The organism is Sphingobium chungangianum (genome assembly GCF_977014255.1).
Genome location: NZ_CDRNIV010000003.1, coordinates 125,176 through 146,508, shown reverse-complemented (window position 1 = coordinate 146,508; position 21,333 = coordinate 125,176). Strand labels below are relative to the sequence as shown.

The window sequence follows — 21,333 nt, the reverse complement described above, 5'->3', positions numbered from 1 at the left end:
AATCAACAGTCTGGCGCTTCTACGTGGGGCAGAAAGAGGGTGAAAGTCGTGCCGGAGCCGGGATGGCTTTCAACATGGATTTCGCCGCCTGACTGCTTGGCGAAGCCGAAGACCTGGCTGAGGCCAAGCCCCGTTCCATGCCCTACCGGCTTGGTCGTATAAAAGGGCTCGAACACCCGTTCGAGTTGATCGGGCGCGATGCCAATACCATCGTCAGAAAGCGAGACGGCGACAAATTTCCCCACCCTTTCAGGATGCGCGCGGATTGGCGGGATGACGTCGACGGGATTGACAGCGATGCGGAGCACGCCCTCCCCGTCCATCGCATCGCGCGCATTGACCGCCATGTTGATGAGCGCGGTATCGAACTGGCTGGGATCGGCATCCGCATAGCAGGCGATGCAATGCAGGTCGGTTTCCACGACGATCCGCGACCCCGTCAGGCTGCGGATGATATCGCTGACCGCGAGCACGTTGCGGCCGACGTCGAAGGTCTCGGGCTTGAGCGTCTGCCGCCGCGCGAAGGCTAGGAGCTGGGCGGTCAGCTTAGAGGCGCGCGCGACGGTATCGATGATCGCGTCGATATAGCGCTCGCGTTTCTCGTCGGTGAGGTTCTTGCGGCGAAGCAGGTCGGCCGATCCCCCGATCACGGTCAGCAGATTGTTGAAATCATGGGCGACCCCGCCGGTCAGCTGGCCGATCGCTTCGATCTTCTGCGACTGGCGCAGCGCCTCGTGCGCCAGCTCCAGTTCGCGTGTCCGCTCGGCGACACGCGCTTCGAGCGAGGCGTTGAGTTCGCGCAGTTCGACCTCGGCGCGCCGCCGTTCGACCGCGACGCGCGTGCGTTGCGCCATCTCGCGCATGAACACGAGATCCGCTTCGGACCAGTCGCGCACCTCGTCATGGTTCACGAACAGGAGCGCCACGAACCGGCCCATTTCGGTCACCGGCATGTTGATGAAGGATCGTGCGTTGATCGCGATCAGGACGTCGGCTGTGTCCGCCGTGCGCGGATCGAGCCTGGCGTCCGACACGACCACCGTGTCGCCACGTTTGAGGTCCTCGATATAGCTGCCATGCTCGCGAAAATGCAGCCGGCCTGCGATGCTGGACACGCCGGGGGCATTCCAGTCCCGGTCTATATCGATCGTTTCCTCGAGGGTGTCGATCGTCCCGTAACCGGCGCGGCTCACCCCGAAGGTGCGGCCCAGGACCTCTGCGGCGATGAAGGCCAGATCGCCCGCATTTTCGGTCATGCGGAAACGATCGTTCAGTTCGACAAGCGCATCCTGATGGCCCTGCGATCCCTGTGCATATGGGTCAAAAGCCTCTTCATCACGCACACGCGGCGGTCCGCAGCCGATCGGACATCATCCTTGCACGGCCTGCCCCATGATGGGGATCGCTCTGTTTTGCGAATTTCACCTTTGTATGTCCCTGTTGAACCGAGCTCGTTCAGGCTCCCTTAACGCGCATTCTTCCGTTCATTGCCACATCGGACTTAAACTGCATCAATAAATGTCCCTTTGGCCGCTCTGGTAGCAAAGGAGGCGGCACAGAGGGTCGCCTCTTGCTGTATGTTCTTTTTTTGTTCTATGTTTCTCTCATGCTCCGAGTCGATGAAGATAGCCTGACCCTCCATCTCGAGGTGTCGCTCGCAACCGCCGAACCGGCACTGGTGACGGATATTCGCTGCGGTGACGCGGCCGCACGACGGCGTGCGGTGGCGCAGCTGGCCCGGCATCTGGCGGTCCGTTTGCGCTGCTATGATATTCTCGCTGACGAGCCCGCCGCGATGGCGGGGACATTGCCGCTTTTCCCCGACGCATGACGAACGCCTCGTCCCGGTCCCGTCGCTGATGCTCATAGCCTTGCTTCTCGCTGTCGCGACCGTCCCCGCCGGGCAGATGTTCACTTGCACGCCCATCAGGGTGTGGGACGGCGATGGACCGGTCTGGTGCCCGGAAGGACCACGGATTCGGCTTGGCGGAATAGCGGCGCGCGAAATCGACGGCTCATGCCGGCGGGGGCAACCCTGCCCGCGCGCCAGTGGGATCGCCGCGCGGGACGCGCTGGTCCGATTGCTTGGCGGCGCCAGGGGCCGAAGCGGCACCGGCCATATCCTTGTCACTGGCCCGAGGCTCCAATGCCGGTCAACCGGCAACGCGAAGGGGGATCGCACCGGGGCCTGGTGTTCTGCGCCGGGGATCGGCGACCTGAGTTGCGCCATGATCGCGACGGGCACAGTGCTGCGATGGCAGCGCTATGCGGCAGGCCATTGCCGCTGACAGGGCCTGATGGTCTGCCGCATGCCAACGGCTCATCCCTGTACGGTTTGGGGCGCGATTGCGATCGACGAGAGGTCGTTCGTCGGATCTACTTGAATGCCCGCTTCGCTCCGTTCGGAATAGCGATCGACGAGTTGATCCGCATGCGGCCGCAGCAGGACGGTAAAGCGTACAAGCTCCTCGACCACATCGACGATGCGATCATAATAGCTCGACGGCTTCATGCGGCCGTCATCGTCAAATTCGGCGAACGCCTTGGCCACGCTCGACTGGTTGGGGATCGTGAACATGCGCATCCACCGGCCAAGGATGCGCAGTGTGTTGACGCTGTTGAAGGATTGCGAACCCGCGCTGACCTGCATCACCGCCAAGGTCCGCCCCTGCGTCGGGCGCATGCCCTTATACGCCAGAGGCAGATGGTCGATCTGGGCCTTCATGATACCGGTGATCTGCCCGTGCCGTTCCGGGCTGCACCAGATCTGCCCTTCCGACCACAAGGAATGCGCCCGTAGTTCGGCAACGGCCGGGTGGTCGTCCCCTTCGATCTGGTCGGGAAGCGGCAGATCAGAAGGATCGAATATCCGCGTTTCACATCCGAAAAACTGGAGTAGCCGCGCAGATTCCTCCACCACAAGCCGCGAGTAGGATCGCTTCCGCAAGCTGCCATAGAGGAGAAGAATGCGTGGCCGCGGATCGTTCGGGCCGAGACCAAGCGCGGGCCTCCGGCGGGCAAAGGCCATCTTCAGAGCCGGCAGATAATCCGGCTCGGATAGCTGGCGCAGGCGTTCAAAGGCCATGATGTCCTCGCTCATCGGCCTTGCTCGGGCACGGTATCGGGAAACCAGCGGCGACCGAACCAGAAGGCGACATTCACCAGCAGGATCAGCACTGGCACCTCCACCAGTGGGCCGATGACGGCTGCGAAAGCGACCGGGGAGGCCAGCCCGAAAGCGGCGATCGCGACGGCAATGGCCAGTTCGAAATTATTGCCCGCAGCCGTGAAAGCCACCGCCGTCGTGCGTGGATAATCGCTGGCGATCAGCTTGCCCATGAAGAAGCTGATCGAGAACTGGACAACGAAATAGATCGTCAGCGGGATGGCGATGCGGACGGCATCCCCCGGGAGCGTGACGATCTCGCTGCCCTTTAGGCTGAACATCGCAACGATCGTGAACAGGAGAGCGATGAGCGTGACCGGACCGATCTTCGGGAGGAATACGCCCTCGTACCAGTCGCGCCCTTTGGCCGCGACGAGACCCTTCCGGGTCAGATATCCCGCGAGGAAAGGGATACCGAGGTAAACCGCGACCGCTTGCGCGATGATCCAGAAACTGACGTTGATGACGCTGCCCTCCAGCCCGAACAAAGGCGGCAGGAAGGCGAGGAAGAACCAGGCATACAGGCTGAAGAACAGGATCTGGAAGATCGAATTGAACGCCACCAGTGCCGCGACATATTGATTGTCGCCCTTGGCAAGCTGGTTCCAGACGATGACCATCGCGATGCATCGGGCCAGCCCGATCAAGATGAGACCTGTCATATAAGCTGGCTCGGCGCGCAGGAAGATGACGGCCAGAAGGAACATCAGCACCGGGCCGATGATCCAGTTCTGGACAAGCGATATCGCCAGCACCCGCTTGTCCTCGAAGACGCGCGGCAGCTCCTCATAACGAACCTTGGCCAGCGGTGGATACATCATCAGGATGAGGCCAATCGCGATCGGTATATTCGTGGTGCCCCAGGACAGGCCGTTGATCGCGGCAGGTAGACCCTCGATGCTCGTGCCAAGGCCTACGCCCAGGGCCATCGCCAGAAAAATCCACAAGGTGAGATAGCGATCGAGAAAGGATAGCCGTGGTCGACGGGTCTGGGTCATTGCGGTTCCTTGAGCGGTGGAGCGGCGTCACCGACGCCCAGCGCGATCTGCATGTAGATGGTGTCGAGCCAGCGTCCGAACTTGCGTCCCACCGACCGCATCGTGCCGGCATGTTCGAAGCCGAGCTTGGCATGGAGGGCGACGGATGCCGCTTCACCCCCGCCGATGACGGCAATCATCTGGCGAAATCCTGCCGCCTCGGCCTGTGCCAGCAGAGCAGCAAGCAGCGCCTTTCCGACACCTCGGCGCTGATGCCCGGGATCGATATAAATCGAGTTCTCACAGCTCGATGCATAGGCAGGCCGATCGCGAAACTGCGTGGCATAAGCATAGCCGACAACATGGCCGCCCTGCTGGGCGGCGAGGAACGGCCAGCCTTTCGCCAAGCATGCGTCAATCTTGGCTTCGGTCTCCATCACCGAGCGCGGGCTGGTATCGAAGCTGGCGGTGCCCTCCCGGACATGATTGGCGTAGATGGCGGCGATCGCCGGCGCGTCGGCGAGGACCGCCGGCCGGACCGTGAACGCTACCATCGTTCAGCCTGCCGTGACGCGGTTGCCGGCAGCGTCGACGACCTGCTCGCCGTCTTCCTTGGCGAAAGCACCGCGTTGGGCCGCGGGGATGAGTTCCAGCACCGCTTCGGAAGGGCGGCAGAGCTTGACGCCGAGCGGCGAGACCACGAGCGGACGGTTGATGAGGATGGGATGGGCCATCATTGCGTCGATCAGCGCCGCATCGGAAAGACCTTCGTCGCCCAGGCCGAGGTCCGCAAAGGGCGTGCCCTTCTCGCGCAACAAGGCGCGCGCGCCGATCCCGGCGCGTGCGATCAGGCTTTCCAGCTGACTGCGTGAAGGCGGCGTCTTCAGATATTCGACCACATGCGGTTCGATCCCGGCATTGCGGATCATCGCGAGCGCATTGCGCGACGTCCCGCATTCGGGATTGTGGTAGATGATGATGTCCACGGTCATTCACTCGCCTCCGCCTTGGCGCTCGCGCCTTCGCCCTGTCCGATGTCCTTGAGCTTGCGCCGCATCGCCATGTCATCAAGGCTCGAGATCGGGAGCGCCAGAAACAGCGCAATGCGATTCTGCAAATAGCGCAGGGCCTGCAGGAAGGCCTCGCGTTGCCCCTCGCCCTCGATCGCGGCAGGGTCTTCAATGCCCCAATGCGCTGTCATGGGATGGCCGATCCATGCCGGACAGGTCTCTCCGGCTGCATTGTCGCAGACCGTGAAGATGAAATCGAACTGCGGCGCACCGGAACCGGCAAACTCATCCCAGCTCTTGGACCGCATATCGGTGGTATCGAAGCCGAGCCCCTGAAGCACCGACAATGCCATTGGGTGGACCTGCCCCTTTGGCTGGCTCCCGGCGCTATAGGCTCTGAAACGCCCCTCGCCGAGCTTGTTCATGACCGCTTCGCCAAGGATGGAACGCGCCGAGTTTCCGGTACACAGGAACAGGACATTATAGATACGGTCGGGCATATAGGGCTCCGTCAGCAGCAGGGAACAAGCTCGGCGATCAGCGGCTCGCACAGTTCCGCCCTGCCCCCGCAGCAATCCTTGACCAGGAACAGGGTCAGCGCCTTGAGCTGATCGAGGTCGGCGCGGTAGATGATCTGGCGACTGTGGCGCTCGGCACGGATCAGGCCCGCACGCGCAAGCCCGGCCAGATGCGACGACATCGTATTCTGGGGGATATTGAGCTGGCGGGCGACTTCGCCCGCGGCCAGGCCATTGGGCTCATGACGCACCAGCAAGCGAAACGCATCGAGGCGAGTGCCTTGGGCAAGCGCCGCCAGTGCGCTGATAGCAGAATCATTGTCCATATATCGATAATATTGGATATATGGATTTCTGACAAGCCCAGCAGAGGAAGGCCGACACAGCAAAAGGCCCGGTGGTTGCTGCCACCGGGCCTTTGCGGGTTTCAGAAGGGAATTTCGTCGTCATCGACCGAGCTGTCATTGCCGCCCTGGTCGCCACTGGCGGGCTTGGCGCGGGTGAGGAAGGTCACCTCGTCGGCGATGATCTCGACGCCGTACCGCTCGATATTCTCGTTGTCGGTCCAGCGGGTGTAGTGGATGCGGCCGCGCACCATCACCTTCATCCCCTTGTCGACATATTGTTCGACGGTCTTGCCGACGCCGTTGAAGCAGGTGATCCGGTGCCATTCGGTATCTTCGATCCGCCGGCCATTGTCGTCCTTGACGATCTTGCCGTTGCTGTCGCGCTTGGGCCGCGAGGTCGCGAGGCTGAAGTGGGTGATCTTGGTGCCGCCCTGGGTGGTGCGGGCTTCCGGCGTGGCGCCGACATTGCCGGCGAGGATGACGAGGTTCTGCATGTCGAGGTTCCTTTTTTGGGTGCCGAAGGGACCGACCCTTCGACTGACCCCCGAAAAAGGCGGGCATGGGCGGTGCTTCCACCGGAGCGCGTCAGCCGCGCAGGGGAACCCCGACACAAGGGGTGGTGCGGGCAGCCGTGGCACACGGCAACTCGGCCCGAAGGGGAGCGGGTTGGAAGGATCGAACGACCGACTTAGGGATCAGGTCAAAAAGAAGGGATGGTGGCTTTGGTTCTATGAACCCAGGAACCGGTGCAGAAACCTTGCCCTATCGCCGCGGCATGTCCCCGCCAGGCAGAGACCCCACAACAGGCCGTCAGCGCTTTCCCCAACTTGGACTATCGTCCGCAGCGAAGCGACGGCAACGCTCAAGGCAACAGACATAATGGCCGTCTGACGCACGGTACGCCGCAGGCCCACCCATCCCCGGCTTCATGGGATTGGCGAGCGCCCTTTCGAACCCCGCACAGGATGAGGCAGTGGTGCGCCGTCACGCGATCTGCACCCTGATCACGGCAAGGAGACGGTCGACGCAGTGAGAGGCGTCGGCCACATCGAAGGGTGACGCTCCGGCCCGGAACAAGGCGTCGATCTGGTGGCGGCGATAGGCCGGCGAAAGGATCGCTGCGAGTTCCGGCAATTCCGGAGGCAGGCCCGACAGGCCCGCCTCCATCGCAAGCGCCAGGGCCTTTTCGAGGTCATGCCGAATATGGACACGGTTCCAGTCGTCGGCATAGCCGGCCTTCATCAGAAAGGCTTTGAGGCCGAGTTCGATCGCGATCGCCAGCGAATGTGCGGCACTCGCGGGGGCGATCTTCACGCTACCTTCCGCACCGCGGGCAAATCCCACAGCATTCGCCATGAAAGTGGCGACCAGCGCCGGATCGGCGATCCCGGCGAAATGGCGCGCGGCATCATCGAGCGTTGCGGCAGGAAGCCCGATCAACCAGCGCGGTCCTGCGATATTGCGCAGATGGCGCAGATGCGCCGAACCCGGTTCATCGGTGTCGGTGCCGGCCGACCAGCGTAGCAGCAGCGCGGCCTTCCAGCAGCGCCCGTGACGCTGCCGGAACGCCAGCAGAGCGCGCAGTTCCTCATCATGCAAATCGCGCATCATCATCTCTCTCTAGTTCGTGGTAAGGCGACAGCCGGCGCGGCGTCGGCAACGCGGATGGCTGATGGGCTCTGAACCGCGTCCCGGCCGCCAAAACGGCCGACGGGTTCCAGTGCTATTCATCGACGTCAAAAAGGGCCTCGGCGCCTTTCCCTCTCTCCTGCGGGAATTCGAGGGGACGACGGTAAGCGGAACAAAAAAGGGGCCGCCGAAAAACCGGCGGCCCGCGGCTTCAGCCCGCACCGCGACGGGCAGCTGAAGGAGGGCTTCCCAATGGGCCGCGGCGATCAACGACCCGGAGTCCCCGAGCCTTGGCTTCGATGACAAGCCGCTCAGTCACGCCGTTGCCCTGGAAGGCGACCACGAACCGCGGCTTGAGCGAGAGCATCTGCTCGTTGCGACGGAAGCCCGCGCGATCCCCGAGTTTCCGGTCGAGACCGAACCGCACCTGCTGGATGCCATTCTGCTCGGCCCAGGACGCTGCAAGACGCTCGATACCTTTCATATCGCCGCCGTGTACGAGATACATGTCGCCGACATGGGCGCGAACCTTGTTGAGGGTGGCCAGCAGGTTATCGGCGAACGTCTTCATATCTTCGTCGTTGGCGAAGGTGAGGCGGCCACCGGCGAACACAACGGGCGTACCCTGCGCGGTGTTGGCGTTCAGAGCCCGCTCGCGGCGCGCTCGCAGGAAGGCATGGCCATCGACGATCCCTGCGGTGACGCCGAGCGAGATGCGGTTGCCGGACGATGGCACCCACGATCTCCCGGTCTCCCGGATATAGTGGGCGGCGGCGACATCGCGCATGATCTCGAAGGCACCAGCGGATTCCTCGACCTTCTTGGCGAGATCGATCTTCTCCTCAAGATTGGCCGTGCTGATTTCGGAGCCGTCCTGTTCGGCGAGGAGAAGGCGGATGTCGTCGGTCAACCGATCGACCAGCCCGTGTTTCTTGGCGGCGGCGCGGTGGAAGAGGTTCACCAGGCCCAGCCCAGGTCTTCGATGTCGCGCTCCAGCGAGGTGTTTCCCATCGTCGTGAAGAGATCGCTCCAGATTGCGGTGACGGTCTGCTCCAGCGCCTCGGTTGGTGGCGGCGCCATGCCACTGAGGTCTTCAGCGCGGGGTTCGAGGTGCCCTAGCTCCAGTGCCGCGAGTGCGGCTGCAAGCGATGTGGACATGATAGCGAGTCTTTCTGTCTGTGCCGGCGGCCTCTCCGCCGGATGCGCATCCTCCGGGCGCTCGCAAAAGAGGGGCTGGCACCGAGGCACAGCCGAGGGAAACTCGCGAACAAGGGGTGGTGCGGGCAGCCGTGGCACACGGCAACTCGGCCCGCCGTTCGCGGGTTGCCAGCGCCTCGCGGGCGCCCATATGCGGCATCCTCTGGCGGGGAGGTGTCGACACAGACCGGTTTCGCTTTGCCCTCAGCCTCTGCCGTCGATCCGGAACGGGGGTATCTCCAATTCCGCCGCTGCGAGATGCGACAGCACCGCCGCGTAGCTGCCGAGACCGCGCACCGCTTCCGCCGAGATCAGGATCTCGTCATCGTCCGAGGCGCTGAAACGCCGCACGGTCGTGCCGTCAAAGACCACCCGCTCCGGGCCGAACGCCCCAGGAGCGCCGCCAGCCCAGCGGGCGAAGACAAGGGCATGATCGACACAGAAAGTCTCGATCGCCTCGAACCGGCCCCAGGCAACCTCATGATCGGCCAGGTACAGGGGAACGCTCGTATCGAGATCGTCCGGATCGAACGCGGTGCCCTCCCAATCGGTGAGGCCCGCACGCTCATACGTGCAATGCAATCCGCCCGGGTCTAGCCCAGTTCGCAAATCGCGCGTCGCCTTGGCGATCGATGCCGCACCGCTTGACTGTCAGTTCGACAAAGCAACTTCAGCGAGGGTTTCGAGCAACGGGCAGCCTACATTGTCGCCGCGTTCACAGGCCAGTACTGCCTCGGTCAGCACCGCTGCCATGCGTTCGAGATCGGCGACCTTTTCAAGCACTTCCGTCAGATGGTCCTGCGCGAGGTCGTGCGCCTGCTGGCACGATTGTGCGCCACCCTCGGCCAGCGTAAGCAATGTCCGGATCGCCTCGATCGGGAAGCCAAGCTCACGGGCACGGCGGACGAACGAAAGGCGGCGCACATCGGCCCCGCCATAGCTACGGTAGCGGCCTCGACGGTCCGCCAGCGGCAGCAAGCCGATCCGCTCATAATAGCGGATGGTTTCGATGTTGCAGCCGGTCCGGCGCGAGAGCTCACCGATCGGGATCGCCGTGAACGTGGTCATGAAGATTCCGCTTGAGTCTGTAGTTGCTACAGACGCTAGAACGAGTCCATGCCCCGCTGCAAGGAGTTGTCATGTCCCGACCGTTAACCCGTCGACCAACCGGCATCGGCGCCGTATCGCTTGCACTGGGCGGGATCGCGGCGGCCTTCGGGGTCGCTGCATGTTGCGCATTGCCGTTTCTGCTCGCCTCGGCCGGCATCGGCGCAGCCTGGCTCGGCGGCATCGCCGTCGTTGCGGCGCCATACCGAACATCGCTCCTCGACATCGGCGCGCTTTGCCTGCTGGCGGGCGCGGTAGTGCTCCTCCGCCAGCAGATCGCGGCCTTCCGTTGCGGACCGGATGGAGTTTGCACGCCCGCGGCGATGCGTATGCTCACGCTCATCGGGCTTCTCGTCGGTGCCGTGTTGCTCTGGCTGGGCTTTCGATATGTCTGACGCCGCCATCGAACTGCGCTCCACACTCACCTGTCCGCACTGCAGCCATCAATCGACCGAAACGATGCCAACCAACGCCTGCCAGTTCTTCTATGACTGCACAGCCTGTAGCGCGCTGCTGAAGCCCAAACCCGGCGACTGTTGCGTATTCTGCTCCTATGGCACCGTGCCGTGCCCACCGATCCAGGCCGAGGGTAAGGGTAGCGCCTGCTGCGCCTGAAGACCGTTGATCGGTCAAAATGAGCAGATGTCGCGGTTGGGTGCCGCAGCTGCCCCGGGGGGTCTGTTGTAAAGATGATGAATACGCGGTCTTACCTATCACACGCCGCTGTCGCGGCGTGATGATTGGGCTGGCCTCCGCCAGCTCTTGAATAACGGTACGGCCAGCCCAAAAAGCTAACGCAACACTTTTTCAAACCGGGCTAACAAGCACGACCTCCGCCCGAATGCCTTGGACGGCAGGGTAGCGTTGGTCAGCATGTTGGTGCCCAAGCTATCATAGAGCAGCCAATGCTTGAGATTTCGCGGTTCGTAGCGGACTATCTCGGAAGCGATATCGTGACGGTCCATCCAAAGACGAAAGACCGGAATGAACGCATAGGTATCGATCTTCTCGGATCCGCTATCGGCGAACAACACCATATCGATCGGCTCGCCTCGTTCGACGAGTTCGATGATCATGGCGGTGGAATCGACGCCCGCGCCCCAGGCCGCGATCACTGGCGCGCGCTCAACCATCGGCCGAGTCCTTCGGGACGATGGTCGGGTTGATAAGCCGGTATGCGCGCGTCTTGAACTTTGCGATCCGGCACACGGCGCCGGTTGTGGGATCGCGAAAGAGCGGTGCCTTGCCCTTCGGATTGGCAATGACCGTGAAGCGGTCGCGATCTTCGCCATCATTGAAACGAATGGACTCGTCGAAGACGATGGTCTGGCCCGGTTTCGGGGCCGGCTTCGCGCGTTCGAGCTTGCGGCGAACCAGGTTGGCACGACAGCGTGCGCGCCATTCGGAGGCGTAGGTGCTGTCGGTCTCGGTCAATTCATCGAGAATTGCAGCGGGACAGTCGCTTTCGCACGGTCCCATCGTTTCCGTCATATCTTTGTAGCCGAACGTGCAGCCGTCGCGCGCGCCGGTGCTTTGCCTGGTCAAGCACACGACGGCGAAGACGGCCCGAGCGCCGGACGCCTCGATCCGTTCGCACGCCGCGTAATAGATCGAACCGACCATCGAAGACGCGAGAACCGTGAGACGATGATCCGCGTGCGCATAGGTGAACTGGTTGTCGAGATAGGAGCGCGGAGTGGCGTAGCCACCCATATCGCGCATGAAGAGCCAACCCATGAGGGATCTCCTGCAATTTCGGGGTTCAGGCGGCGGCCGCGAGGCGCACAGCGCCGATATCGACGGGCGTGCCGGCAAGCCGGCGCTGGAACGCGGCCACGTCGAGCAACTCGGAGATCGGCGCGCGGTGAGGCTTGCCAACCTCCTGCCCGTCACGACACCGGCTGATCGATACCTCGCTGTCCGGGAGGAAGCCGCGCGGGACCACGCGAACGGCGAGATCCGCGTGACGCAGCTCTGTTGTGCCGTCTTCGTGATCGGCACCCATGACGGTGTTGATACGAGCCTCGTCCGCGTCGAGGCCGATAGCCGTCGCGAGACGTGCAAGCGCGCGGCGCGCCTGATAGTGGAAGGTACGTTTGGCGTGGTCGTTTCCGCCGACGCTCTTCCCGGCGATGTCGAGTAGCGCTGGCGCGGCGGCGACCGCCAGGCGATCCGCTTCGCAACGGAGGCGAAGGGCGTTCACGCTGGGCGTATCGCGTTCGGCAACGTCTGCCAGATGGCGGATGAGAAGAAGGATTGCCGCGTCGCCGGCGACAGGCTTGCCTACACGCTGACAATCGTCGACGGCGGCGTTGAGGGCGTGGAGCGCCGCCGGCAGATGGTCCAGACCGGCGGGGGAAAGGGCCTGATTGTGGCGGTAGAGCGTATCGTAGAGCATGGGAGCCTCCTTCTGAGCGCTCTGGCGCGCTCAAAAAGCCGAAGGCTCCCTCCCCTCCCCTGTCCTTACGCGGCTGAACGCTGCGTCGAACCGGCGGTAGCCGCCGGGCCCTGGGCGGGCGATCGCCGCAATCATGCTGCTTCACGGATCTGTTCCTGGGCGACGTCCGACGTGGCGAGGCCAGTTGCGCGGAGCAGAAAGGCGGCGGCCGCTTCGGCTTTTGCCGCAGCCGTCATGATGGCGCGGGGATCCTTGCGCAGCACCGCGAGCCACGAGCCGATATACGCTGCATGATCGTCGATATGGGCGGTCGGGAGGCCAAGATCCGCGCCAAGCAGCGCGGATGTCATCTCGGCGCAAAGCTCTTCGAAAGCATAGGCGTTGTCGCCGAATTTCCTGCCGAATTCTCGGTTGAGCCGGTCAGGATGGCCGGTCCAATGCCCTGCCTCATGCGCTAACGTCGAAGCGAAATAGGCACGGGTGGAAAACAACGCGACGGGCGGCATCGTGATGCTGTCGGCAACACGGTCGTAGAAGGCCCGATCGCCGCACTGGTGAACCCTCGCCGGAAGGGCATCGAGGAAGCGCTGCGCGCGAGCCGGCAGCTCGTCGTCGGGGGCGACCACGCTGAGAGGGCATGGATAAAATTTCTCCGGCAGCCCCTCGATCTGATCGGCATTGAAGACGGCGTAGGATCGCAGCACGCGTCGCATTTCGTCGGTGGAGTTGCCGGTGACGGGCGACTCCACCGTCTTGCTGTAGGATTTGTAGAAAATGGCGATTTGCGACCGCTCGCCTTCGCGGACCTGGCCACCCAGCGCCTGTGCCTGCTTATAGGTCATCCAGGTGCGAGAATGGTAGCCGGCGCCTTCTGCGCAGAGCCACAGCCAGAAGCAGTTGATGCCCTTATACGGGTCGCCGGTCGCGCGAAGGGGACGGCCGCCAAGGCCAGGTCCGCCACGGTTTAACCCAAGGGCGTACGCCCGCTTCGAGTTTGTCGATGATCGCGTTGGTGATGGTGTCGGCAGGCGACGGTTTATCGGTGGTCTTTGCCACGGTCATTCTCCTGATCTGGTAGAGGCGAGCCCGGACTGGCGCCCTCCCCTCAGAGAGCCTGCCGCCGGGGCACAAAAGGAAGGGCGACACTCCGCGAAGAGTGCCGCCCCCAGTCGCCTCGAACCGTGCAGACGGGCGTCAGGCCGCCTCGCTCAAATCCTCCTGACCGTCGTGCGGCGCATCCTCCAGGTCCGACTCATCATCGACATCATCACCATCATCGCCGGGATCGACGTCATCGGCCTCGTCGATGAACGTCGAGCGCAGCGCGATGGTCTCGGGCTGCTCGATGCCGTCGAAGCGCATGGCATCAGGCAGCCAGGCCGTTGCCTTTTCGCGGATTTCGGCCTCGACGATCCCCTGCCCGTTGCAGAGCGAGGCGCAGGTTGCGGCAAGGTCGCCCTTCTTGGCGTCCTTGTAGCGCCCGCGCAGGATCGGCCCGCCAATGTCCTCGAGCGCGGCGAGCATGACCTCCTTTTTGACGCGGCCGAAGAAGTTCTCGGCCGTGGGGCGCCACCAATGCTCGACCTGAATGTCGAGCGCGCGACCAAGATGGTCATGGAACCCGTTGGACCGTCCGCCCTCGGCAATGTTCAGGCTCGGTTCCAGCGTGCGTGCGATCGAGAAGGCCACCCAACTGCCGCGGGCCTCGTCGTCGAGCGCACGAAAGGCTTCGAAACGCTCGGTCATGGTCTTGTAACCGGCCCAACTCGTATCGAGACGCTGGCGCTGATCCTCGATGGTCTGCGACGCCATCGACCCTTCGTCGCGGAAGCCGAAGATCGGGAATTGCGCGCCGCCGGACTTGAGCGTCGAGTGATTGCGGACGTAATTCTGCTCGAAGACGACATTCTGCGCCATCAGGAAGATGGTGAGGTCCAGCGCCATCGCCGGATCGCTGGCGATATGGGCGACGAGGATCTGCCGGCGCTGGGTCGCCAGCTCGTCGATCAACGTAGCACTGAGCTTGGGTCCATGATCAATGTCGTCGGCGCCGTCGTCACTATTGGCACCGCCCGTCACCTTGGGCGGAGCATTCGGATCGACAACGGGCTTCTCACTGAACATGCGGGTGTGAACGCGGGCTTCGCCATCGCCACCGATATAGACGAACGTCCCGATCTGCGCCCGGACCGCCGGATCGATCTCGCGACGGGAATCCTCAATGCTTTCAAGCTCCCGTTCGATCTCGTCGAGGCGATCGTTCGCGACCTCGACTTCCGGCGTCCCGTCGGTCAGTTCACACTCAAGCCGCTCGACGAGTTGGTCATTTTCGGCCGAAAGGGCTTCGACACGCGCGCTTTCCTCGTCGCTGAGAGGCCGCGCGGGCGCGTGAAATTCATGAAGCTGACGCTCGAGATCATAGGGCACGTGAGTGGCCGCGATCGGCGTCACGAACGCGAGGCCCTCCGCCTGCGCGAGTTCGGCAGCGGCCGCCTCGAGCTTTTTGCCGGCAAGATCTTCGAGAAGATCGACGTCGATCCAGTTCTCGTCCCCCTCGGCTGCAAAGAGATCACCCTCGATGCGGCCGCCTGCCGCGACATAGGCGTCACGACCGACGAACCGCGCCTTGGCATCGTTCGCCTTGATCGTGCCGTTGAGGATCGCACGCCGGATGTTGTCGGGCTGATCGCCGTAATAGGAGGTGCTCATCTGTGCGAAGACGCGCGCCTGACGATCGATGTCGCTCGTCACGGCATAGGCCTGGGCGACACCCAGGGTGATTTCGCCGGCGGCTAGAGCCTGGAACACGCTCGGCGCAAGTTCGGCAAGCCGCACCCGCTGCTCAACGAATTGGGTGGTGACGCCCTGGCGCTTGGCAACGTCCTCGGCGGTCATCCCCTTCTGGATGAGGAAGTTGAACGCGGTGCTTTCATCCGCCGGGTTCATCGGAACGCGCTGGAAGTTCTCGGTGAGGCTGGCCTCGACCGAGTTGTCGTCGTCGGTAAGGACGAGGACGGGCACGACATGGTCGACGGGCAAACGGCCCTGTTCGATCAGGCTCTGGAGTGCGCGCAGCCGGCGCCCGCCCGCCTTGACGGTGAAATGGCCCGCCTTCTTAAGCGGGGTAACGATGAGGTTCTGCAACAAGCCTTGCGTTGCGATGCTGGCGGCGAGGGCGTCGATACCGGCCTCACGGCTGGATTTGCGGACATTGTCCTTGGACAGCGAGAGGTTCTTGACCTTCACGGACTGGATCATCGGTCGTCTCCATCTGGAACTGGCGCGCCGCCTCGACGGTCACGCGAGCCTGCTCATCAGGCCCACAAAGCCGAAGGCTCCCTCCCCTCTCCTGCGCCGAGCGCGGAGAGAGGACCTGGATCGTCAGGCGGTGATGCGCTCGATGACGGCGGCGGCCTGCGCGACGGGGACGAACATCCGCGTCCTGTGCTGGATGATGTCGGTAAAACAGCCCGCCGCCTTGAGTTCGGCAAGCCGCGTGTGCGGCCAATCGAGCAGTTCCAGGCGCTGCTGGCCGGCGACCAGGCTGCGCTTGAGCCGGTAGGCTCCGACGGACGATATCTCGCCGGTCGTCATCACATGCTTTGCGGTATCGTCGCCGGACACGGTGATGGCGGCACTGATCCCGAAGGCGTCCGCGAACTTCGATACCAGCGGTGCTGGGACGATCCGGCCGAGGAAGGACTGGCCGTCATCGGTGTTCAGCCGCCAGACCTGAACATGATCGTCGGGCAGGCGATCCCAAACCGGCAGGAGTAGCCCCGCGACCAAATAGAGCGTGCTGGTGCGCGTCTTGTCCCGCATCTCCTCTACCTCGGCCTGCCACAACGCCGAGAATTCCTCCTCGCTGGTTTCCTCCCACATCGTTTCGAGCAGCAAATCTTGCCGCATCCGCTCGGAACGGGTCGGCCGCACCAGCTCGTAGCGGCGGACGATCTCGCCATCGTCGTCGGTAAGCGAATAGGTGCTGCACCGGATCGCCGCCCTGCCAGACTTGCGATTGACGATCGGACGCGCGTCGTCGCCCAGGATCCGCAGCGCGCGCTCCAGCGGGACCGGCTTGTAGCGCTCCTCCGTTTCGAGGCGCAGGATCTCGGTTTCCGCGCCGCTCGTCTCGTCGCGCCGGATCACCGTGCGATCGAGGATCGTGATGCGTTCGGCATTGATGCTCTCGACACCAAGATCGAGCGTGCCGGCTTCGCGCGCCGCCTCGATCCGGGCTTCAATCAGACCGAGATATTCATCGAAGATCGGCATTCTGCAGCGCGATGCGCAGCGCGAGAATGCGATTGAGCCAGCGCTGAATGGGCGGCAGCTCCTCCTTCAGCCCGCCGCCTTCGCCCTCCAGCTCAAGTCCGGTGAGGGTCTGGAATTCGTCGAGCGTGGTCGAGCGCAGCTTGCCGTCGGCCAAAAGACGGAACCATGTCTCGAGGGATTCCTTGGCATAGTCGCTTTCCAGATTGTCCCGAGGGTCGAACAGACCCTGGCCGCCCGTCTGGCGCTGGCCCCGTGTCAGGGCGCCAAGGCTGTCGAGGCGGCGGGCGATCGTCGAGATGAAGCGCCGCTCGCCGCGGCAGTCGGTCGATACCGGACGGAACAGCGGCGCAGTTGCCTGATGGGTGCGATGGGTACGGCCAAGACCCTGGATGGCCGCGTCAGCGCGCCAACCGGGCTCAAGCAGATAATGGTTGCGGCGCGACTGGTTCTCGGCGGTGAGGCTGGCGTGATAGCTGCGCCCAGTGCCGCCTGCATCCGAGAAGATCAGGATCTTCTTCTTGTTCCGCATGAAGGCGTCGGTCTCGGTAAGGTTTGTTCGCGGCGAGCGGCTCTCGATACGCTGGCGACCATGCGCGTCGACGACGATACGCCGGCTGCGTCCCGTAACCTCGGCGACCGCGTCGCTTCCGAAATGCCCGATGATATGATCAAGGGCGGACCCCACGATCGGCAGGGAGCAGAACCGCTCGACGAGATTGTCGCGCATCTCGATCGCCTCCTGGCTGAAGATGGGACGGCCCTCCTCGTCGGACATCGGCTCGGAGCGGGTCTTGCCGGTGTCATCGACGAAGGTTTTCATCTGTCGGACGGGAAAGGCCGCCGTGAGATAGGACATGACGAACTCTTTGGGTGAAAGCTCGATGTCCAGATTCGCCCGATCCTCGGCATTCAGCGCGGCAAGTGCCCGGTTGAGCATCGCCTCGGACGTCGAGACCAGCTGAATCACGACGCTCTCGCTCCGGGCCAGATCGGCACGGATCGCCGGGATCAGCGACGGCAGCTTCATGCCGATCAGGATCTGGCCGAAGAAACGCTGCTTGGTGGATTCGAAGATCGACAGTGCAGCGGCCTTGGCGCCGCTGTTGTAGGTGTCGTTGGAGAAGCTGTCCGTCACCCGGGTGGCATCGAGCGCGGTGCGCAAATTGGCATGGATAATCGCCCACGCATCGGCATAGGCATCATAGACCTCGACCTGGTCGGGCGTAAGGCGATGTTCGAGAATGTCATATTCGACGCCGGCGAAACTGAGCGCCCTGGCGACATAGAGGCCCTGCATCTTCAGGTCGCGGGCGATCAATTCCATGGCCGCGATCCCGCCACGACGCAAACTGTCGACGAAGGCGCGGCGATCGGCGAAGGCGGTGGTCGGACCCCACAGGCCAAGCCGGGTGGCATAAGCGAGATTGTTGACGTCCGACGCGCCGGTTGCGGACACGTAGAGGACGCGGGCGCGAGGCAGCAGATTTTGCAGGCGCACGCCGGCGATACCTTGATCGGAGCCGTCCTTCGTGCCGAAACGGCCTTCGCCGCCGGCGACACCCGCCATTTCGTGCGCCTCGTCGAACACCATCATGCCGTCGAAATCGTCACCGACCCAGTCGAGAATCTGCTGAAGACGGGTGCCCTTATCGCCGCGGTTGGAGCGCAGCGTCGCATAGGTGAGGAATAGCACGCCCTCGGCCGCGCCGATCGCCGTGCCGAGTTTCCACTGGTTGAGATGCTGGATGTCGAGCGCGAGACCCCCGACCGCGGTCCAGTCGCGACGGGCATCCTCAAGCAGCGTCTCGGTCTTGGATATCCAGATATGCTTGCGGCGCCCGCGCAGCCACTGGTCGAGGATGATGGCTGCAACCTGACGGCCCTTGCCGGCACCCGTGCCGTCGCCAAGGAAGAATCCGGTCCGGTAAGGTCGGCCGTCCTGGTCGGGCGCGAGCGACAATCCTTCCTCGGCCGCCTTGAAGAGGCCAGAAATGTCTCGCTCGAAGGCGTCACCGGCATAGATCAGCGTTTCGAGCTGAGCGTCGGATAGCACCCGGTCTGCGACAACGCGGGTCGGCAGCTTGGGAACGTAAGTGGGCCGCGGTGCCGTGATCGAGCCCATGGCGATCGATTCCACCAGAGCAGTCGGATGCGCGGATGCACAGGGAATGGCGATGCGGCTCGGCCGGTACGGCAAGTAGACACCGACCGCCTCGCCAGTCGGTACGGGTTCGGCAAAGACATCGTAACTGATATCGAGCGAGCCGAGAGACGGGGCGGCCTTCGCGATCGGGGCCGAAAGCCGGGGCCTGCTCGAAAGACCGCCGAGCAGGGATCCGCGCGCAAGGGTTGGTGCAAGGCGCACTGGCGAGCATCGCGGGGTTGCCGTAAGGCTGGTGGCCGATGTGCTGATCGTCGCGAGCACCTCGGCGAGCGAGCTGCACCGGATAAGGGCGACGTCGTCCTGGGAGCCCTTTTCCAGAACGATCAGCTTCACGATCTGGCTGGTGCCATGTTTGGCATAGGCATTCGCGGGCAGTTCGACGTGCAGCGTGATCGCGCAACCGTCGGTCGCCTTCGCCCAGGCGCGGCTTGATGTGTCCACGCGATCGGGAAGGATAGCAGCGCAGCGCCCCCCGGCACCAAGCCGCTTCAAAGCGGCGCGCAGATGACGGAACGCGGCAAGCGGGTCGGCATGCCTGCCCATGCTGCGGGAAAAGGGCGGGTTGATGAGCACGGCGGTCGGGCGGATCGACAGCGGCAGCAGATCGTGGATGAGTTCGCCATCGTGGCGACTGACCGGTGCGGTGGGAAATGCTGCCTCGAGCATAGCGGCACGCGCGGGATCGATCTCGTTGAGGACAAGCTTGGCGCCAACGCGGGCGGCGAATACCGCGAGGAGCCCGGTGCCGGCGGAGGGTTCCAGGACGGTATCCGCGGCGGTAATGCGAGCGGCGAGCGCGGCAAGATAGCCAATCGCGGCCGGTGTCGAAAATTGCTGGAGCGCGATCTGTTCTTCGCTGCGCACGGTATGCGTCGGCAGGGATGCGGTGAGCGCGGTCAGGGCCGCAAGGCACTCAGCCGGCTCTTGCGGCAGGTCAAGCGTGGCGAGGTGCAGGACCTGGCCCAGCTCCAGCACATCATAGGCGTCGCGGAGTGACCAATGCCCATCGGCTGCGGTTGAACCATAGGCGGTTTCCATCGTCCGGAGCAAGCCAGGCCGGTCCAGGCCATCGCCCTTGTGCAGCACGGCATGGATCGCCTTCGCCGCGGTGATGGATGGTTCGGTAAAATCGAGTTCGAGAGCAGCAGCTGAGGTGCGCATTGTAAGCCTCCATTGCATCGCCCGGTGCCCATCACCGGATCAACAAGCCGGAGGCCTCCTCTCCTCTCTTCAGTGGAAGTGCGTGTGAACCACGGGGCGAGGAACGGCGTTGCGGGCAAGCCGATCGCGCAGAGCATCGTTCCAATCGTCATGCTCGGATGGGAGCCATTCCTCGACCCTTCGCCCGTTGGCGCTGAGGTGCTCCCCTGCCCTCTTCAGGCAGATCTTCGCCGCCGTGTTCCGCTGGCCGAACACGATGACGCGCTTCACATGCGACGGTATGCCGACATGAGCGTAGCGCTCGGCACCAAGCACGGCCCAGACCGGCAATTGGAACCAGTCGATGGCGGACAAGGCATCTTCGATCCCCTCGGCAATGCCCAGAACGTCATCCGGCTCCCCAAAGCGCACGCTGCCAGACCCGAGCAGACCCAGCGCCAGCTTGGGCTTGCGGAAGGGGCGCCGCAAAATGTCTGTGGGATCAAGGAAGGTCCGGTGGACCGCGACCAGGCCCAGCTCGTTTCTCACCGCGGCGATCATTGCGGGAAGACTGCGCCGATCTTTCCCCTTCCCTATGATCGTCTGTGGGTTGAAGCGAAGGTCGGACGTTGGCGCGTAAAGGCCCCGAGCATGAAGATAGGTTTCAGCCGGTGTGCCGGCGATGGGGATGCTGTGCTGCCACAATGACCTGGCCAAGCCGCTCAGATCGCGCGCCGGCGCGCGTGGTTCGACGTGAACCGGCACCCGATCGTGCAAACCCTGACGATCCAGAGCCTTGAGGATATCGGTCGATGTGCATCCCGCGAAGCATTTGAACAGGATCGCCTTGGTGCCCAGGCGGACCGAAAGGCTGGGGGAGTGATCGTCATGGGCGGGGCAGCGGCACTCTCCGCGCGATCCAGACCAGCGTCCGCCCAGGCTTCTCGACGATTTGTTTGGCGCGGACTGCTGCATCGATGGTGGCGGGCATGGGCGAAACTCCAATCGAAATCCAAGGTCGCTCCGCGCATGCTCCCTCTCCTCTTGCCGATCGGCGCTGCCTCCTGCGATTTATGCCGCCTTTGCCGCGAGCACACCGAACTCTTCGACGATCCGGTCGGTCGTATAGTGGGTGGTGCCGTCGCGCTCGTAGGAGGTGTCACGGAGCCGTCCGGCAATCCGCACGAGATCGCCAACCTGGGCCTTCTCATCGATATATTTCCGCTGGCCGTCGCTGAAAATGACGACTCGGTTCCAGTAGCTATCCTCGATCCACTGATCGCCTTCTCCACGGCGGCGATAGTTCGCGCATACCGAGATGTTCGTGACCTTGGGCTTGGCATCGATTTCACCGATCCGTCCGATGATCTCGAATTTGGCAAAATTGATCATGCGGCCTCCTCAC

General features: G+C 63.5%; 21 protein-coding genes and 3 pseudogenes. 4 read left to right on the top strand and 20 right to left on the bottom strand.

Features of this window, described 5'->3' with window-relative positions; genetic code table 11:
• Positions 1 to 2: 2 nt before the first annotated feature.
• A complete protein-coding gene (locus ACWNC0_RS04920; protein WP_449470001.1) occupies positions 3 to 1,343 on the bottom strand; it encodes a sensor histidine kinase in 1,341 nt (446 codons plus the stop codon).
• A 263-nt stretch (positions 1,344 to 1,606) separates the two neighbouring features.
• On the opposite strand from ACWNC0_RS04920, the gene ACWNC0_RS04915 reads away from it, so the two are divergent.
• Complete coding sequence (locus tag ACWNC0_RS04915) at positions 1,607 to 1,831, top strand: hypothetical protein (RefSeq protein ID WP_449470000.1); 225 nt, start codon at positions 1,607 to 1,609, stop codon at positions 1,829 to 1,831.
• Between the two features lie 28 nt (positions 1,832 to 1,859).
• Positions 1,860 to 2,288, top strand: coding sequence for a thermonuclease family protein (locus ACWNC0_RS04910; RefSeq protein WP_449469998.1), 429 nt, complete (start codon positions 1,860 to 1,862; stop codon positions 2,286 to 2,288).
• Between the two features lie 32 nt (positions 2,289 to 2,320).
• On the opposite strand, the gene arsH is transcribed toward ACWNC0_RS04910, so the two are convergent.
• The 11 genes and pseudogenes from arsH to ACWNC0_RS04855 form a co-directional block, all read right to left on the bottom strand.
• Positions 2,321 to 3,100 carry an arsenical resistance protein ArsH gene (gene arsH / locus ACWNC0_RS04905; RefSeq protein ID WP_449469997.1) on the bottom strand — a complete coding sequence of 260 codons (780 nt, stop codon included), beginning with the start codon at positions 3,098 to 3,100 and terminating at the stop codon, positions 2,321 to 2,323.
• Positions 3,097 to 4,164, bottom strand: coding sequence for an ACR3 family arsenite efflux transporter (gene arsB, locus ACWNC0_RS04900; protein ID WP_179563560.1), 1,068 nt, complete (start codon positions 4,162 to 4,164; stop codon positions 3,097 to 3,099). Before arsB ends, arsH begins: the two co-directional genes overlap by 4 nt.
• On the bottom strand, positions 4,161 to 4,697 hold the full coding sequence (locus ACWNC0_RS04895) for an N-acetyltransferase family protein (protein ID WP_449469995.1): 537 nt from the start codon (positions 4,695 to 4,697) through the stop codon (positions 4,161 to 4,163). The genes arsB and ACWNC0_RS04895 overlap by 4 nt, the downstream gene beginning before the upstream one ends.
• 3 nt (positions 4,698 to 4,700) lie before the next feature.
• Positions 4,701 to 5,135 (bottom strand): arsenate reductase (glutaredoxin), encoded by a 435-nt coding sequence (gene arsC / locus ACWNC0_RS04890; protein ID WP_149523984.1) that lies wholly within the window; start codon positions 5,133 to 5,135, stop codon positions 4,701 to 4,703.
• A complete protein-coding gene (locus ACWNC0_RS04885; RefSeq protein WP_449469993.1) occupies positions 5,132 to 5,653 on the bottom strand; it encodes an arsenate reductase ArsC in 522 nt (173 codons plus the stop codon). The genes arsC and ACWNC0_RS04885 overlap by 4 nt, the downstream gene beginning before the upstream one ends.
• Before the next feature lie 11 nt (positions 5,654 to 5,664).
• Positions 5,665 to 5,997 carry an ArsR/SmtB family transcription factor gene (locus ACWNC0_RS04880; RefSeq protein WP_449469992.1) on the bottom strand — a complete coding sequence of 111 codons (333 nt, stop codon included), beginning with the start codon at positions 5,995 to 5,997 and terminating at the stop codon, positions 5,665 to 5,667.
• Between the two features lie 101 nt (positions 5,998 to 6,098).
• Positions 6,099 to 6,512 (bottom strand): single-stranded DNA-binding protein, encoded by a 414-nt coding sequence (locus ACWNC0_RS04875; RefSeq protein ID WP_056366854.1) that lies wholly within the window; start codon positions 6,510 to 6,512, stop codon positions 6,099 to 6,101.
• Positions 6,513 to 7,002: 490 nt separating this feature from the next.
• Entirely contained in the window at positions 7,003 to 7,626 is a 624-nt protein-coding gene (locus tag ACWNC0_RS04870; RefSeq protein ID WP_449469990.1) for a hypothetical protein, read from the bottom strand.
• Between the two features lie 232 nt (positions 7,627 to 7,858).
• Positions 7,859 to 8,805: pseudogene (locus ACWNC0_RS04865) on the bottom strand (DUF2493 domain-containing protein).
• A gap of 243 nt (positions 8,806 to 9,048) precedes the next feature.
• Positions 9,049 to 9,453, bottom strand: a complete 405-nt coding sequence (locus tag ACWNC0_RS04860) for a hypothetical protein (protein WP_449469989.1) — start codon at positions 9,451 to 9,453, stop codon at positions 9,049 to 9,051.
• A 42-nt stretch (positions 9,454 to 9,495) separates the two neighbouring features.
• Positions 9,496 to 9,912 carry a MerR family transcriptional regulator gene (locus tag ACWNC0_RS04855; protein ID WP_449469987.1) on the bottom strand — a complete coding sequence of 139 codons (417 nt, stop codon included), beginning with the start codon at positions 9,910 to 9,912 and terminating at the stop codon, positions 9,496 to 9,498.
• Between the two features lie 71 nt (positions 9,913 to 9,983).
• Here ACWNC0_RS04855 and ACWNC0_RS04850 point away from each other — a divergent pair, with 71 nt between their 5' ends.
• Both ACWNC0_RS04850 and ACWNC0_RS04845 read left to right on the top strand, forming a co-directional pair.
• Positions 9,984 to 10,346, top strand: coding sequence for a mercuric reductase (locus ACWNC0_RS04850; protein ID WP_449469986.1), 363 nt, complete (start codon positions 9,984 to 9,986; stop codon positions 10,344 to 10,346).
• Complete coding sequence (locus ACWNC0_RS04845) at positions 10,339 to 10,566, top strand: GDCCVxC domain-containing (seleno)protein (protein ID WP_449469985.1); 228 nt, start codon at positions 10,339 to 10,341, stop codon at positions 10,564 to 10,566. The genes ACWNC0_RS04850 and ACWNC0_RS04845 overlap by 8 nt, the downstream gene beginning before the upstream one ends.
• A gap of 176 nt (positions 10,567 to 10,742) precedes the next feature.
• On the opposite strand, the gene ACWNC0_RS04840 is transcribed toward ACWNC0_RS04845, so the two are convergent.
• The 8 genes and pseudogenes from ACWNC0_RS04840 to ACWNC0_RS04805 all read right to left on the bottom strand — a co-directional run bounded on the left by ACWNC0_RS04840 (position 10,743) and on the right by ACWNC0_RS04805 (position 21,320).
• Positions 10,743 to 11,084: a hypothetical protein gene (locus tag ACWNC0_RS04840; protein ID WP_449469983.1), complete on the bottom strand. Its 342-nt coding sequence runs from the start codon at positions 11,082 to 11,084 to the stop codon at positions 10,743 to 10,745.
• Complete coding sequence (locus ACWNC0_RS04835) at positions 11,077 to 11,688, bottom strand: DUF6927 domain-containing protein (RefSeq protein ID WP_449469981.1); 612 nt, start codon at positions 11,686 to 11,688, stop codon at positions 11,077 to 11,079. Before ACWNC0_RS04835 ends, ACWNC0_RS04840 begins: the two co-directional genes overlap by 8 nt.
• A gap of 25 nt (positions 11,689 to 11,713) precedes the next feature.
• Positions 11,714 to 12,349, bottom strand: a complete 636-nt coding sequence (locus ACWNC0_RS04830) for a hypothetical protein (protein ID WP_449469980.1) — start codon at positions 12,347 to 12,349, stop codon at positions 11,714 to 11,716.
• Between the two features lie 131 nt (positions 12,350 to 12,480).
• Positions 12,481 to 13,411 (bottom strand): annotated as a pseudogene (locus ACWNC0_RS04825) (ArdC family protein).
• A gap of 132 nt (positions 13,412 to 13,543) precedes the next feature.
• Positions 13,544 to 15,607: a ParB/RepB/Spo0J family partition protein gene (locus tag ACWNC0_RS04820; RefSeq protein ID WP_449469978.1), complete on the bottom strand. Its 2,064-nt coding sequence runs from the start codon at positions 15,605 to 15,607 to the stop codon at positions 13,544 to 13,546.
• 123 nt (positions 15,608 to 15,730) lie between these two features.
• Positions 15,731 to 19,949, bottom strand: a pseudogene (locus ACWNC0_RS04815) (strawberry notch-like NTP hydrolase domain-containing protein).
• Between the two features lie 69 nt (positions 19,950 to 20,018).
• Positions 20,019 to 20,903: a DUF7146 domain-containing protein gene (locus ACWNC0_RS04810; RefSeq protein WP_449469976.1), complete on the bottom strand. Its 885-nt coding sequence runs from the start codon at positions 20,901 to 20,903 to the stop codon at positions 20,019 to 20,021.
• 96 nt (positions 20,904 to 20,999) lie between these two features.
• Positions 21,000 to 21,320: a single-stranded DNA-binding protein gene (locus ACWNC0_RS04805; protein WP_021243468.1), complete on the bottom strand. Its 321-nt coding sequence runs from the start codon at positions 21,318 to 21,320 to the stop codon at positions 21,000 to 21,002.
• Between the last annotated feature and the right edge of the window lie 13 nt (positions 21,321 to 21,333).

Bases quoted from the DNA above. Each gene is read 5' to 3' on its own strand.
- ACWNC0_RS04810 (WP_449469976.1), bottom strand. From the start codon at position 20,903: ATGCAGCAGTCCGCGCCAAACAAATCGTCGAGAAGCCTGGGCGGACGC.
- ACWNC0_RS04835 (WP_449469981.1), bottom strand. From the start codon at position 11,688: ATGGGTTGGCTCTTCATGCGCGATATGGGTGGCTACGCCACTCCGCGC.
- ACWNC0_RS04895 (WP_449469995.1), bottom strand. From the start codon at position 4,697: ATGGTAGCGTTCACGGTCCGGCCGGCGGTCCTCGCCGACGCGCCGGCG.
- arsC (WP_149523984.1), bottom strand. From the start codon at position 5,135: ATGACCGTGGACATCATCATCTACCACAATCCCGAATGCGGGACGTCG.
- ACWNC0_RS04870 (WP_449469990.1), bottom strand. From the start codon at position 7,626: ATGCGCGATTTGCATGATGAGGAACTGCGCGCTCTGCTGGCGTTCCGG.
- ACWNC0_RS04805 (WP_021243468.1), bottom strand. From the start codon at position 21,320: ATGATCAATTTTGCCAAATTCGAGATCATCGGACGGATCGGTGAAATC.
- ACWNC0_RS04850 (WP_449469986.1), top strand. From the start codon at position 9,984: ATGTCCCGACCGTTAACCCGTCGACCAACCGGCATCGGCGCCGTATCG.
- ACWNC0_RS04845 (WP_449469985.1), top strand. From the start codon at position 10,339: ATGTCTGACGCCGCCATCGAACTGCGCTCCACACTCACCTGTCCGCAC.
- ACWNC0_RS04820 (WP_449469978.1), bottom strand. From the start codon at position 15,607: ATGATCCAGTCCGTGAAGGTCAAGAACCTCTCGCTGTCCAAGGACAAT.
- ACWNC0_RS04875 (WP_056366854.1), bottom strand. From the start codon at position 6,512: ATGCAGAACCTCGTCATCCTCGCCGGCAATGTCGGCGCCACGCCGGAA.
- ACWNC0_RS04880 (WP_449469992.1), bottom strand. From the start codon at position 5,997: ATGGACAATGATTCTGCTATCAGCGCACTGGCGGCGCTTGCCCAAGGC.
- arsB (WP_179563560.1), bottom strand. From the start codon at position 4,164: ATGACCCAGACCCGTCGACCACGGCTATCCTTTCTCGATCGCTATCTC.
- ACWNC0_RS04910 (WP_449469998.1), top strand. From the start codon at position 1,860: ATGCTCATAGCCTTGCTTCTCGCTGTCGCGACCGTCCCCGCCGGGCAG.
- ACWNC0_RS04885 (WP_449469993.1), bottom strand. From the start codon at position 5,653: ATGCCCGACCGTATCTATAATGTCCTGTTCCTGTGTACCGGAAACTCG.
- ACWNC0_RS04855 (WP_449469987.1), bottom strand. From the start codon at position 9,912: ATGACCACGTTCACGGCGATCCCGATCGGTGAGCTCTCGCGCCGGACC.
- arsH (WP_449469997.1), bottom strand. From the start codon at position 3,100: ATGAGCGAGGACATCATGGCCTTTGAACGCCTGCGCCAGCTATCCGAG.
- ACWNC0_RS04830 (WP_449469980.1), bottom strand. From the start codon at position 12,349: ATGCTCTACGATACGCTCTACCGCCACAATCAGGCCCTTTCCCCCGCC.
- ACWNC0_RS04915 (WP_449470000.1), top strand. From the start codon at position 1,607: ATGCTCCGAGTCGATGAAGATAGCCTGACCCTCCATCTCGAGGTGTCG.
- ACWNC0_RS04840 (WP_449469983.1), bottom strand. From the start codon at position 11,084: ATGGTTGAGCGCGCGCCAGTGATCGCGGCCTGGGGCGCGGGCGTCGAT.